Below are 12,519 nucleotides of genomic sequence, written 5' to 3'. Positions count from 1 at the left end.
AAAGCATTTGAATGAGTTCAAATGCTTTTGCTTTAGTTTGTTTGAATATAGTTGAGGAGGTCTTTGGCCTGTGTATTCGGCATGATCCGCACTCGGTTCAAGCTCAATAAGCCATCTGTGGCGCTAGCTAAGCCTTCATTGGTTGTGACACCTAATTTATAATGGAGATTTTTAGCAATCTCCAAGGTGGTATCACTATAGCGACCTGCTGGATAAGCAATGGCCATGGTTTCTTGGTTCAAGTTCTGATTAAGAAAATCCATAGAGTCTTTCATTTCAACTTCTTGCGTTGTAGGGTCAGACATTTCTAAGTCGGGATGATTGACCGTATGGTCTTGGAAGGATATGCCCTTTTTCTTCATTTCCTTCATCTCAGCAACTGTTAAGTTACTTGGTCGATTTTCTTGGGTGAAGCCAGTGATAACATTATTGGTAGCTTTGGCCTGGTATTTTCTTAGAATAGGATAAGCAGTGGTGTAAAAATCTTTCATACTGTCATCAAAGGTTAGCCAAACGACTTTTTCAGCAGGGACTTCATTTTTGGTTAGAACTCGATAGGCCTCTTCCGGTGACAGAAAGTAGTAGCCGTCTTCTTTAAGGGCTTTGATTTGAGATTCAAAGGTCTGAGGGTCGACGATTAAGTTAGCATTTGCTGCCTCTTCTGGTGCCATAACATGAACGGCGTGGTACATGAGAATCGGTATTTTGACTGGCTGATCTTTTTTTGTCCAAGTTACTGTTTTCAGACTTGCTTTTTTTGACTTGGTTTTGACCGTCTTTGTCCCTTGTTTATTCACATGATGACTTTTTGGGAGAAAGTCCAGAACTTGTTCCTTAACTTGATCCTTAAATAACAATGCAACTAGGCAAAGGCTAGTTACTAATAATAGAAGAAGGAGACTGCTTACCAGTCTTTTTTTCCGTTTATTTTTTTGTCTCATGGGAGCTCCTCTGATAAATGTAATGGTATTATAACATTTTAAGGAGCAGATATTAAGTCAATTCAGAATTTTTAGCTGACTTTTGCTAATTTTCTATCAAATGAGGGCAAAATTTGGTATAATAATTCAGATATTGAGATTCATTCTTGTAAAAAACGAACGAATGCATGAGGAGGATGTCCATGGCATTGAAAATAGCTTTATTAGGTTTTGGAACAGTCGCAAGTGGTTTGCCATTTTTATTAGAAGAAAATGGAGATAAAATAAGAGCAGCTTTTGGTGATGACTTAGAAATTGCCAAAATTTTAGTGCGTGACGACAATGAAGTTAATCGCTTAAAAGAAAATGGTCATAGCTATCAATTTGTGACTTCCATTGATGATATTCTCAATGACCCGGAAATTGCTATTGTTGTTGAATTGATGGGACGAATTGAACCCGCTAAAACTTATATTTTAGCAACGCTCAATGCTGGAAAACATGTTGTAACAGCCAATAAAGATTTGATTGCCTTACATGGACCTGAAATCCAAGAAAGTGCTAAAGCTAAGGGCTTAGCCTTTTATTACGAGGCCGCCGTTGCTGGTGGGATTCCTATTTTAAGAACCCTAGCTAATTCTTTTACGTCAGATAAGATCCAGCGTGTTTTGGGCGTCTTAAATGGAACGTCCAATTACATGATGACTAAAATGGTTGATCAGGGTTGGACATATGAAGAAGCACTATCCAAAGCCCAAGCGCTTGGCTATGCCGAAAGTGACCCAACTAACGATGTCGAAGGGATTGATGCGGCTTATAAAGTGGCTATTTTGAGCCAGTTTGCTTTTGGAATGACCATCGCATTTGAAAATGTCTCACATCAAGGGATTTCTACCATAACAGCTGAAGATGTGGCTGTCGCTCAGGAATTGGGCTATGTCATTAAATTAGTAGGTCGTGTGGAAGAAACAGCTTCCGGTATTTTGGCTGACGTCTCACCAACTTTCATTCCTAAAAAACATCCTCTAGCTAGTGTTAATGATGTTATGAATGCTGTCTTTGTTGAGTCAATTGGAATTGGTCAATCCATGTTCTATGGACCTGGTGCAGGCCAAAAACCAACTGCTACGTCAGTTATGGCTGATATTATTCGCATTGCTCATCGCTTAGAAGACAAGACAGTTGGTAAAGCCTTTAATGAATTCAGTCGTCCAACTAAATTGGCTAATAAAGAAGATAAGTGCAGTCATTATTATTTTGCCATTGAAACACCAGACAAAACTGGTCAGTTATTAAGAATAGCAACTATTTTTAATGAACAAAAGATTTCTTTCCGACAAGTGCTACAAGAAAAGGCGCAGGAAGGGCGGGCGCGTTTGGTCATCATTACTCACATGATGAATCAACTGCAATTAGAAGCTGTTCAAAGTCAGATTAATCAAGAAAGTGATTTTAAGCTCTTGAACGCTTTTAAAGTTTTGGGGGAATAAGATGTTAATAAAAGTACCAGCAACTTCAGCCAATATAGGACCAGGATTTGATTCCATCGGAATTGCTCTCTCCCTATATTTAGAGGTAGAAATTTTAGAGGAAAGTAGTCGATGGTTTGTGGAACACGACTTAGAAGGAGTGCCAACGGATCAGCGAAATTTACTTGTTGAAACAGCTCTTCGGGTTGCTCCAAACATTCAGCCACATCACTTGATTATGCGCTCAGAAATACCATTGGCACGTGGCTTAGGCTCATCATCTTCAGTTATTATTGCTGGAATTGAACTAGCTAATCAATTAGCGAATTTAGACCTAAGCATTGAAAGAAAATTTGAATTAGCCAATCAGTTTGAAGGCCATCCTGATAATGTTGCACCAGCCCTCTTTGGTCAGTTTGTCATTGCTTCTCAATTGGATAACCAATTGGATTATGTTCAAGCACCGTTTCCAGATTGTGGACTCGTGGCTTTTATCCCAAACTACGAATTAAAAACCTCAGACTCTCGCAATGTCTTGCCTAAACAATTATCATACAAACAAGCTGTATCAGCCTCTTCTGTTGCCAATTTGGCAATCGCTGCGCTGCTTAGTGGAGATTTGGAAAAAGCAGGCCGTGCCATTGAAAACGACCATTTCCATGAGGTATACCGGCAAAAATTAGTGAAAGAGTTCCACATCATTAAAGGAACAGCCAAGTCAGAAGGTGCCTATGCAACCTACCTATCAGGTGCCGGGCCAACTGTCATGACCCTTTGCCCTACAGAAAAGGTCGACAGCTTAATCAAGCATTTAGAAGGCTTAGACCTAAATGGTCAATTAGTTTCTCTAAGTATTGACAAGCAAGGTCTACAAGTGATTTCTTAAGGTATTTTCAGATAAAAACTAGTATCCGCTGTGCTATAATATAAGTTATGGCAAGAGTGGATACTCTTTTATTAAGCGAGGAAATTATGTTATATGAAGAAGCTCTAGCTTGGATTCACGGTCAAACAAAATTTGGTATTAGACCAGGACTCAAACGCATGCTTTGGGTCTTGGATAAATTGGGGAATCCCCAAGAAAAGATTTTTGGCATCCACGTGGTTGGAACCAATGGCAAAGGGTCAACTGTCAATTATCTGCAACACATTTTGACAGCCTCAGGCTATAAGGTTGGGACCTTTACCTCACCCTTTATCATGGATTTTCGAGAAAGAATTAGTCTTGATGGTGTCATGGTGTCTAAAGAGGACTTAGTGACCTGTTGTCAATTGGTTAAACCACTAGCTGACCGCATTGCCGTGGAAACCGACCTTGGTCCAATCACCGAATTCGAAATTATTACAGTCATCATGTTTTACTATTTTGGACATATGAATTCTGTAGATATTGCTATTGTTGAAGCGGGACTGGGTGGCTTATATGATTCAACCAATGTTTTCAAGGCTTTTGCTGTCATTTGTCCTTCAATCGGCTTGGATCATCAGGATATTTTAGGTCAGTCTTATGCGGAAATCGCAAGCCAAAAAGCTGGTGTTATCAAGGGCGGCGAGCATGTTCTCTTTGCTATTGACCAGGCTGATGCTAGACAGGTTTTTCTAGAACAGTGTCAGGAAACTAATAGCAGGGCCTATGAGTACGGAGTGGATTATAACATGACCAACTCTGGTGAGGCCTACCAATTCTCGTTTGCAAAGGGCACCCTTTCGGATATCAAACTAGCTATGCCTGGTCAACATCAGGTTGCCAATGCCGCCCATGCTATCCAGGCTTGTCTATTACTCCAAGAAAAACTAGCGAAAATCTCAGCTGACGCTATTCGTATAGGTTTAAGCCAGAGTACTTGGTTAGGTCGGACAGAATTAATGCTACCAAATTTGATGATTGATGGTGCACATAACAAGGAGAGTGTGCAGGCCCTAGTGGATGTTCTCAAATCCGATTATAAGGACCGCAAGATTCACCTTTTAGTGGCGGCTATCAATACCAAACCAATTGACCAAATGTTAGAATTGCTTAAGGATTGTGGCGATTTGGAAGTGACCACTTTTAATTATCCAAGGGCCTTTGCATTAGCTGACTATCCGCAAGAGTTTTCGAAAAATCAAGATTTCAAAGCCTGGTTAGACAAGATGCAAGTTGAGCAATCTGAGGATTTCTTTGTCATTACCGGTTCCTTGTATTTTATTTCCGAAGTTAGACAGTATTTTATTAATGAGCGTAAGCTAGAAAAAGAGAGAGGGAAGATTCCGAATGAATAGTCAAAAGGCCGAAGAAGCCATTTATCAATTGTTGGAGGCCTTGGGTGAAGATCCTCAGCGTGAAGGTCTTTTAGATACACCGAAACGGGTGGCTAAAATGTATGCTGAAATGTTTGCGGGTTTAGAGCAAGATCCGAAAGAGGAGTTTACGGCTGTTTTTGCTGAAGAAACTTATGATGATATCGTTTTGGTTAAGGATATTCCATTTTACTCTATGTGCGAGCACCATTTGGTTCCATTTTATGGTAAGGCCCATGTGGCCTATTATCCGGCAGACGGGCGCGTGACAGGTCTTAGTAAGTTGGCTCGAGCAGTGGAAGTGGCAAGTAAGCGTCCGCAATTACAAGAGCGTTTGACCAGTCAGATTGCGACAGCTCTAGATGAAGCCTTACATCCTCATGGGGTTTTTGTTGTGGTGGAAGCTGAGCATATGTGCATGACTATGCGTGGTATCAAGAAACCTGGCAGTAAAACAATCACTAAAATGGCCAAAGGCTCATTAGTTGGTGACCGTGATAGCCAACGTTATATTTTAGAATTAATGAAAGACAAGTAGGAGTAGTTATGAATATTGGAAAACATAGCCTGGATGCCAATGCAGCCATTATGGGAATTCTTAATGTGACTCCAGATTCCTTTTCTGATGGTGGTTTTTATACCATGCTGGATCAGGCATTAATACAAGTGGAAAAAATGATTGCTGATGGGGCTAAAATCATCGATGTTGGTGGTGAATCCACTCGTCCAGGTTATGATTTCGTTCCAGCAGAAGAAGAAATTGCCCGAGTTGTACCTGTTATCAAAGCCATTAAAGCAAAGTTTGATGTCCTTGTTAGTATTGATACTTATAAGACAGAAACGGCTCAAGCAGCCCTTGAAGCTGGGGCTGATATTCTGAATGATGTTTGGGCAGGTCTTTATGATGGTAAGATGTTAGACTTGGCTGCTAAGTGGCAGGTGCCCATTATTTTAATGCACAATCAGGAAGACGAGTCCTATGATGATGTTGTTTCTGATGTTTGTTCATTCCTTGAAGAACGCAGCCAAGCTGCCTTAGCTGCTGGTTTGTCTAAGGAAAATATTTGGATTGATCCAGGCTTTGGTTTTGCCAAAACTGTCGAGCAAAATACTGATTTGTTAAAGGGGTTAGAGCAAGTTTGTCAGTTAGGCTATCCTGTCCTTTTCGGTATTTCTCGTAAACGTGTGGTGGATGCCTTACTTGGTGGCAACACAAAGGCCCTTGACCGTGACCAAGGGACAGCTGCACTTTCAGCCTATGCTATTTCTAAAGGTTGTCAAATTGTTCGCGTACATAATGTGGCTGAAAATAAAGATGTGGTTAGTGTTTTAGAAAAATTAATGTGAGGGAAAATGGATAAAATACGTTTAAATGGTTGCCGTTTTTATGGTTATCATGGTGCTTTAGCGGAAGAACAAGTGCTAGGTCAAATTTTCGTTATCGATTTAGAATTAGCAGTGGATTTAAGCGCAGCTTCATTGACCGATAACTTAGAAGAAACAGTTCATTATGGTCATGTCTTTGATCGGGTTAAGGACTTGGTGGAAAACCAACGTTTCGCCTTAATTGAGCGCTTAGCGGGTGCTATTTGTCAGGATCTTTTTAAGGCCTTTGAACCGATTCAGGCCATCACCATCAGTATCAAAAAAGCGAATCCTCCAATAGCTGGTCACTATGATTCTGTAGGAATTGTTTTGGAGCGTAGCCGATGACCTGTGTCTATTTAAGTTTGGGCTCTAACATGGGTGATTGTCAAAGCTATCTTGGTCAAGCCATTGAAGCACTGTCTCAACTACCTAATACTGAGATGAAAGCTGTATCCTCGCTTTATGAAACACCAGCTTGGGGCAATACCAATCAAGCTAATTTTTTGAATTTGGCATGTCAGTTAGAAACGGACTTGGAGCCTTTGGATCTGCTAGAATGTATTCATCAGATCGAGGCTGACTTGGGTCGGGTGCGTCATGAAAAGTGGGGACCACGGACCATTGACATCGATATTCTCTTGTTTGGTCAGTTGGTAATGGACTCTGAAGTGCTAACCATTCCCCATCTATACATGACAGAAAGAGCTTTTGTATTAGTTCCTTTATTAGAAATTGCGCCAAATTTAATAATTCCGGGTAAAGCATGGTCAGTAAAGGATTTATTGACGCTTATTGATAGAAATGAGATTGCTTTTTGGGGGAAATTGTCTTAAAATTCTTATTGAAAATGATTCTTATTTTTGCCAAAATTTGATATAATAGAATCGGCTCTGTGCCGATTTTTTAGTGTTAAAAGAAATGATTCGGAAAGAAGATTAAAAATGATTGAAGAATTAGCCGGAATTGATATCCGGGAAAATGAACCTTTAAAGAAATACACTTATACCAAGGTTGGAGGCCCTGCTGATTATTTGGCTTTTCCACGTAATCAAATTGAATTAGAGCGTCTTGTTAAGTACGCTAACCGTGAAAATATTCCTTGGTTAGTTCTGGGCAATGCTAGTAATTTGATTGTCCGAGATGGTGGTATCCGTGGTTTTGTCATCATGTTTGATAAACTCAACTTGGTGACGGTCAATGGCTATACCATTGAAGCAGAAGCTGGTGCAAATTTAATTGAGACGACGAAGGTTGCCAAGTATAATAGCCTGACTGGTTTTGAATTTGCCTGCGGTATTCCTGGAAGCGTCGGTGGTGCCATCTTTATGAATGCTGGTGCTTACGGTGGGGAGATTTCAAATATTTTCCTATCAGCAAAAGTATTGACTAAAGAAGGTGAGATTAAAACGATTACTGCGCGTGAAATGGCTTTTGGTTATCGGATGTCCGCTATTCAAGCTAGTGGCGATATTGTCATTTCAGCAAAATTTGCTTTAAAGCCAGGTGATTTTGAACAAATCTCACAAGAGATGGAGCGTTTAAATCATCTTCGTCGTATGAAGCAACCCTTAGAATACCCATCTTGTGGTTCTGTATTCAAGAGACCAGTTGGTTATTTTGCTGGTCAGCTGATTATGGAAGCTGAACTTAAAGGTTACCGTGTTGGTGGGGTGGAAGTTTCTGAGAAGCATGCTGGTTTCATGATTAATGTTAATCAGGGAACAGCCCGAGATTATGAGCAATTAATTGCTCATGTTATTGACCGTGTAAAAGCTAATTCTGGCGTTACACTTGAGAGAGAAGTTCGTATTATTGGTGAAGACATCACCTAAAGAGAACTCAGCTATATTATGGAGGATTTATGACAATTGACTAAGCCAATTATCACTTTCAAAAATGTTTCTAAAACATTTGAAGACAATGGTACGCAAGTACTTAAAAACATTAATTTTGAACTCGAAGAAGGTAAGTTTTACACTTTATTAGGAGCCTCAGGTTCTGGGAAATCAACCATCTTGAATATTATTGCTGGACTCATTGATGCGACAAGTGGTGATATTTACCTTGATGGTAAACGTATCAATGACCTCCCTATTAGTAAAAGGGATGTTCATACGGTTTTCCAAAATTATGCCCTCTTCCCGCATATGAATGTATTTGATAACGTGGCTTTTGCCTTGAAGTTAAAAAATATTCCTAAAGCAGAAATTAGTAGCCGTGTTAAGGAAACCCTTAAAATGGTCCAACTTGAAGGCTTTGAAAATCGTCCAATCCAAAAATTATCAGGTGGGCAAAGACAACGTGTTGCGATAGCGCGCGCCATCATCAACCAACCTCGTGTTGTCCTTTTAGATGAACCTCTTTCAGCATTGGATTTAAAACTTCGTACGGAAATGCAGTATGAATTACGTGAATTGCAACAAAGGCTTGGTATTACTTTTGTTTTTGTTACGCATGACCAAGAAGAAGCCCTAGCCATGAGTGACTGGATTTTTGTCATGAATGATGGCGAAATTGTCCAATCAGGAACGCCAGTTGACATTTATGATGAACCCATTAATCATTTTGTTGCTAACTTTATTGGTGAATCAAACATTATCAACGGTACTATGATAGAAGACTATTTGGTTTCCTTTAATGGTAAAACCTTTGAATCAGTCGATGGAGGGATGCGTCCTAATGAACCAGTTGAAGTGGTTATTCGCCCAGAAGATTTACAAATTACCCTTCCTGAAGAAGGAAAATTAAAAGTTAAGGTCGACACACAATTATTCCGTGGTGTCCATTACGAAATTATTGCTTATGATGAGCTTGATAATGAGTGGATGATTCATTCTACCCGCAAAGCCATCGAAGGCGAAGTTATAGGTTTAGATTTTACCCCAGAAGATATCCATATTATGCGTCTCAACGAAACCGAAGAAGAATTTGATGCCCGGATTGAGGAGTATGTGGAAGTTGAAGAGCAAGAAGAAGGCTTAATCAACGCTATCGAGGAGGAAAGAAATGATGAAAACCTCTAAGCTTTATGCTGTCCCCTATTTTTTATGGATTTTCCTCTTTGTCTTAGCACCAGTTGCATTGCTCTTTTATAAATCTTTTTTTGATATTGAAGGTCACCTGACATTAGCTAATTACCAAACCTTCTTTAGCTCATGGACCTATATCAGAATGAGTTTAAACTCCATTATCTATGCTGGTCTTATCACGCTAGTAACGCTTTTGCTCTCATATCCAGCAGCCTATTGTTTGACGCGTTTGAAACACAAACAACTCTGGCTCATGTTGATCATCTTACCAACTTGGGTTAACCTTTTGTTAAAAGCATACGCTTTTATGGGGATTTTTGGTCAACAAGGCGGTGTTAATGCCTTTTTAGATTTCATTGGTGTGGGTCCCCAACAAATCCTATTTACCGATTTTTCATTTATCTTTGTAGCCTCATACATTGAGTTACCTTTCATGCTTTTACCCATTTTCAATGCCTTAGATGACATTGATGATAATGTCATTAATGCCAGTCGTGATTTAGGTGCCAATGAATTCCAAACATTTTCAAGAGTTACTTTCCCCTTGTCAATGAGTGGTGTTCGAGCAGGTGTACAATCTGTCTTTATCCCAAGTCTAAGTCTCTTTATGTTAACGCGTTTAATTGGAGGTAACCGAGTTATTACGCTTGGTACTGCCATTGAACAACATTTCTTAACAACGCAAAACTGGGGTATGGGTTCAACTATCGGAGTCATTTTGATTTTGACCATGCTTGCTATTATGTGGGTAACAAAGGAGAGAAGTAAATGAAAAAATTCGCACCAATTTATTTAACATTCACTTTTGTCCTTCTTTATGTGCCAATCCTTTATTTAATTTTTTATTCATTTAATAAAGGTGGTGATATGAATGGCTTCACAGGTTTTACCTTGGAAAATTATCAGACCCTTTTTGCTGATAGCCGACTCATGTCGATTCTTCTTCAAACCTTTGTTCTAGCCTTTCTAAGTGCTTTAATTGCGACTATCATTGGGACCTTTGGAGCAATCTTTATTCATCATGCTAAGAATAAATATCAGAATTCACTTTTATCAACCAATAACGTTTTAATGGTATCACCGGACGTTATGATTGGTGCTTCCTTCTTGATTTTATTTACAACCTTAAAGTTCCAATTAGGAATGACATCTGTTCTCTTAAGTCATATTGCCTTCTCGATTCCCATTGTGGTATTAATGGTATTACCAAGGCTGACTGAAATGAATCAAGATATGGTAAATGCAGCTTATGACCTAGGTGCAAGCCAGTTCCAAATGATGAAGGAAGTCATGTTGCCTTATCTAACACCTGGAATTATTGCCGGCTATTTTATGGCTTTCACCTATTCCTTAGATGATTTTGCAGTAACCTTTTTCCTTACAGGTAATGGGTTCACAACCCTTTCCGTTGAAATTTATTCACGCGCCCGCCAAGGAATCTCGCTTGATATCAATGCCCTTTCCACAATTGTGTTTTTCTTCTCTATCTTGTTGGTAATGGGATATTACTACATTTCCCAAGAAAAGGAGGAAACACATGCGTAAACTCTATTCATTCGTAGCGGGAGTACTTGCTATTATCGTCGTTTTAGCTGGCCTTTCCTTTGCTTTGGAAAAAAAGACAGGGTCGGGCAGTCAATCTGATAAACTAGTGATTTACAACTGGGGAGATTATATTGATCCAGCTTTGCTGAAAAAATTCACTAAAGAAACAGGCATTCAAGTTCAGTACGAAACCTTTGATTCCAATGAAGCCATGTATACTAAAATCAAACAAGGTGGAACCACTTATGACATTGCTGTTCCAAGTGATTACACCATTGATAAAATGATTAAAGAAGGCCTTTTAGTCAAACTGGATAAAAGTAAATTAAAAGGCATGGATAACATCGGTAAGGAATTTTTAGGAAAAAGTTTTGATCCTAAAAATGATTACTCCATCCCTTATTTTTGGGGAACAGTTGGTATCGTTTATAATGATCAATTGATTAAAAACCCACCTAAACATTGGATTGATTTATGGCGACCAGAATATAAAAATCAAATCATGTTAATTGATGGTGCCAGAGAAATGTTAGGAATTGGTTTAACAACTTACGGCAATTCAGTCAATTCTAAAATCATGAGTCAATTAACCCAAGCGGAAAAACGTCTCCAATCCCTGACGCCAAATGTCAAAGCCATTGTTGCTGACGAGATGAAAGGCTACATGATTCAAGGAGATGCCGGTATTGGTGTTACTTTCTCAGGTGAAGCCAGTGAAATGTTAGATAGCAATGAGCATTTGCATTACGTGGTTCCATCAGAAGGTTCAAACCTTTGGTTCGACAATTTGGTTCTTCCCAAAACCATGAAGCATGAAAAAGAGGCTTATGCCTTCCTAAACTTCATCAATGAACCTAAAAATGCAGCACAAAATGCTGAATACATCGGCTATGCAACACCAAATAGCAAGGCAAAAGCCATGTTACCAAAAGCCATCAAAGAAGATAAAGCCTTTTACCCAACTAATGAAACCATTAAGAAGTTAGAGGTCTATGATAACTTAGGTGACTATTGGTTAGGTGTCTATAACGATTTATACTTGCAATTTAAGATGTACCGAAAATAAAGAGTTGCTTTTTTGGATATCCATTACTATTGTTATTAAATATTAAAAGAAAAGACAAATTCTATTTAGAATTTGTCTTTTTCTGTATCAGTCTTTTTATCCCTTAGTTAATAATATTAGACAAAAAAAATTCTTTTTACTTTTATACTTTATTTGATTTCTAAAGAACGGTAAACTCTATAAGGTCGCCCAACTTTGGTGTAGATAAGTTCACTAACAAGTTGCTTATTTTCTTCTAAATAAGCAATGTATTTTCTAACAGAAACATGTGATAGTGAGGAAATCTCGGAAACATCCTGGATAGTGAAAGGATTTGGGAGTTTAGCAATTGATTCTGTAATCAACTGATAGGTAGCCTGAGAAAGTCCTTTATCTAACAGTTGATTATCTGAATTCTCCGTTTCATATTGCTGGACTGTTATTGATTTCCTTAAAGCATCAATTGCTTCTTGATTAATAACGGATTGATTTAACTGTTTCTGGTGATCTAAGAATCGTTTTATGCTTACTTCAAAGCGATCATAGGTAAAAGGTTTAATAAGGTAATCAATAATTCCTAAATGAAAACCAGATTTTATGATTTTACCATCATTTGCCGCCGAAATTATTATTACTTCGCAATTGACATGATGATTACGGATAAATTCTAACAACGTAAGGCCATTACCATCCTTAATATGAATATCAAGTAAAATCAGGTGAATTGGAAATTCATCCAATTTTGCTTTTGCATCTTGAATACTATCACTGGATAAAATTCTATTAAAGTGGCCGATTTTTTCTAAATAATTTCGATGGATGAAGTCAACCATTGGGTCATCTTCAATAATAAGTACATTCAT

At 38.7% G+C, this 12,519-nt stretch carries 14 protein-coding genes; 12 read left to right on the top strand and 2 right to left on the bottom strand.

Annotated elements, in window-relative coordinates; translation table 11 throughout:
* Positions 1-32 precede the first annotated feature (32 nt).
* On the bottom strand, positions 33-941 hold the full coding sequence (locus A9Q68_RS03230) for a polysaccharide deacetylase family protein (protein WP_071793252.1): 909 nt from the start codon (positions 939-941) through the stop codon (positions 33-35).
* A 182-nt stretch (positions 942-1,123) separates the two neighbouring features.
* On the opposite strand from A9Q68_RS03230, the gene A9Q68_RS03225 reads away from it, so the two are divergent.
* From A9Q68_RS03225 to A9Q68_RS03170, 12 genes are all read left to right on the top strand, one after another.
* The gene (locus tag A9Q68_RS03225; RefSeq protein WP_071793251.1) at positions 1,124-2,410 is read left to right on the top strand and encodes a homoserine dehydrogenase; all 1,287 of its coding nucleotides are present in this window, start codon (positions 1,124-1,126) and stop codon (positions 2,408-2,410) included.
* Between the two features lies 1 nt (position 2,411).
* Positions 2,412-3,275, top strand: a complete 864-nt coding sequence (thrB, locus tag A9Q68_RS03220) for a homoserine kinase (RefSeq protein WP_071793250.1) — start codon at positions 2,412-2,414, stop codon at positions 3,273-3,275.
* Positions 3,276-3,361: 86 nt separating this feature from the next.
* Positions 3,362-4,651, top strand: a complete 1,290-nt coding sequence (locus A9Q68_RS03215) for a bifunctional folylpolyglutamate synthase/dihydrofolate synthase (RefSeq protein ID WP_071793249.1) — start codon at positions 3,362-3,364, stop codon at positions 4,649-4,651.
* Complete coding sequence (gene folE, locus A9Q68_RS03210; RefSeq protein ID WP_071793248.1) at positions 4,644-5,207, top strand: GTP cyclohydrolase I FolE; 564 nt, start codon at positions 4,644-4,646, stop codon at positions 5,205-5,207. Before A9Q68_RS03215 ends, folE begins: the two co-directional genes overlap by 8 nt.
* A gap of 8 nt (positions 5,208-5,215) precedes the next feature.
* Positions 5,216-6,016, top strand: coding sequence for a dihydropteroate synthase (gene folP / locus A9Q68_RS03205; RefSeq protein ID WP_071793247.1), 801 nt, complete (start codon positions 5,216-5,218; stop codon positions 6,014-6,016).
* A gap of 6 nt (positions 6,017-6,022) precedes the next feature.
* The gene (folB, locus tag A9Q68_RS03200; RefSeq protein ID WP_071793246.1) at positions 6,023-6,382 is read left to right on the top strand and encodes a dihydroneopterin aldolase; all 360 of its coding nucleotides are present in this window, start codon (positions 6,023-6,025) and stop codon (positions 6,380-6,382) included.
* The gene (folK, locus tag A9Q68_RS03195; RefSeq protein WP_071793245.1) at positions 6,379-6,870 is read left to right on the top strand and encodes a 2-amino-4-hydroxy-6-hydroxymethyldihydropteridine diphosphokinase; all 492 of its coding nucleotides are present in this window, start codon (positions 6,379-6,381) and stop codon (positions 6,868-6,870) included. Before folB ends, folK begins: the two co-directional genes overlap by 4 nt.
* A 108-nt stretch (positions 6,871-6,978) precedes the next feature.
* Positions 6,979-7,869 (top strand): UDP-N-acetylmuramate dehydrogenase, encoded by an 891-nt coding sequence (gene murB, locus A9Q68_RS03190; protein WP_071793244.1) that lies wholly within the window; start codon positions 6,979-6,981, stop codon positions 7,867-7,869.
* 36 nt (positions 7,870-7,905) lie between these two features.
* Complete coding sequence (locus tag A9Q68_RS03185; protein WP_071793243.1) at positions 7,906-9,060, top strand: ABC transporter ATP-binding protein; 1,155 nt, start codon at positions 7,906-7,908, stop codon at positions 9,058-9,060.
* On the top strand, positions 9,044-9,838 hold the full coding sequence (locus A9Q68_RS03180) for an ABC transporter permease (protein WP_071793242.1): 795 nt from the start codon (positions 9,044-9,046) through the stop codon (positions 9,836-9,838). Before A9Q68_RS03185 ends, A9Q68_RS03180 begins: the two co-directional genes overlap by 17 nt.
* Entirely contained in the window at positions 9,835-10,611 is a 777-nt protein-coding gene (locus tag A9Q68_RS03175; protein WP_071793241.1) for an ABC transporter permease, read from the top strand. The genes A9Q68_RS03180 and A9Q68_RS03175 overlap by 4 nt, the downstream gene beginning before the upstream one ends.
* Positions 10,604-11,677, top strand: coding sequence for an ABC transporter substrate-binding protein (locus A9Q68_RS03170; protein WP_071793240.1), 1,074 nt, complete (start codon positions 10,604-10,606; stop codon positions 11,675-11,677). The genes A9Q68_RS03175 and A9Q68_RS03170 overlap by 8 nt, the downstream gene beginning before the upstream one ends.
* Positions 11,678-11,826: 149 nt before the next feature.
* On the opposite strand, the gene A9Q68_RS03165 is transcribed toward A9Q68_RS03170, so the two are convergent.
* Positions 11,827-12,519 carry a response regulator gene (locus A9Q68_RS03165; RefSeq protein WP_071793239.1) on the bottom strand — a complete coding sequence of 231 codons (693 nt, stop codon included), beginning with the start codon at positions 12,517-12,519 and terminating at the stop codon, positions 11,827-11,829.

The sequence above is a fragment of the Streptococcus bovimastitidis genome (assembly GCF_001885095.1).
In the GTDB taxonomy this organism is placed as follows: domain Bacteria; phylum Bacillota; class Bacilli; order Lactobacillales; family Streptococcaceae; genus Streptococcus; species Streptococcus bovimastitidis.
This window is presented reverse-complemented; position numbering and strand designations above follow the sequence as displayed.

Coding starts and splice junctions, on each gene's coding strand:
- A9Q68_RS03230 (WP_071793252.1), bottom strand. CDS start 941: ATGAGACAAAAAAATAAACGGAAAAAAAGACTGGTAAGCAGTCTCCTT.
- A9Q68_RS03225 (WP_071793251.1), top strand. CDS start 1,124: ATGGCATTGAAAATAGCTTTATTAGGTTTTGGAACAGTCGCAAGTGGT.
- thrB (WP_071793250.1), top strand. CDS start 2,412: ATGTTAATAAAAGTACCAGCAACTTCAGCCAATATAGGACCAGGATTT.
- A9Q68_RS03215 (WP_071793249.1), top strand. CDS start 3,362: ATGTTATATGAAGAAGCTCTAGCTTGGATTCACGGTCAAACAAAATTT.
- folE (WP_071793248.1), top strand. CDS start 4,644: ATGAATAGTCAAAAGGCCGAAGAAGCCATTTATCAATTGTTGGAGGCC.
- folP (WP_071793247.1), top strand. CDS start 5,216: ATGAATATTGGAAAACATAGCCTGGATGCCAATGCAGCCATTATGGGA.
- folB (WP_071793246.1), top strand. CDS start 6,023: ATGGATAAAATACGTTTAAATGGTTGCCGTTTTTATGGTTATCATGGT.
- folK (WP_071793245.1), top strand. CDS start 6,379: ATGACCTGTGTCTATTTAAGTTTGGGCTCTAACATGGGTGATTGTCAA.
- murB (WP_071793244.1), top strand. CDS start 6,979: ATGATTGAAGAATTAGCCGGAATTGATATCCGGGAAAATGAACCTTTA.
- A9Q68_RS03180 (WP_071793242.1), top strand. CDS start 9,044: ATGATGAAAACCTCTAAGCTTTATGCTGTCCCCTATTTTTTATGGATT.
- A9Q68_RS03175 (WP_071793241.1), top strand. CDS start 9,835: ATGAAAAAATTCGCACCAATTTATTTAACATTCACTTTTGTCCTTCTT.
- A9Q68_RS03170 (WP_071793240.1), top strand. CDS start 10,604: ATGCGTAAACTCTATTCATTCGTAGCGGGAGTACTTGCTATTATCGTC.
- A9Q68_RS03165 (WP_071793239.1), bottom strand. CDS start 12,519: ATGAATGTACTTATTATTGAAGATGACCCAATGGTTGACTTCATCCAT.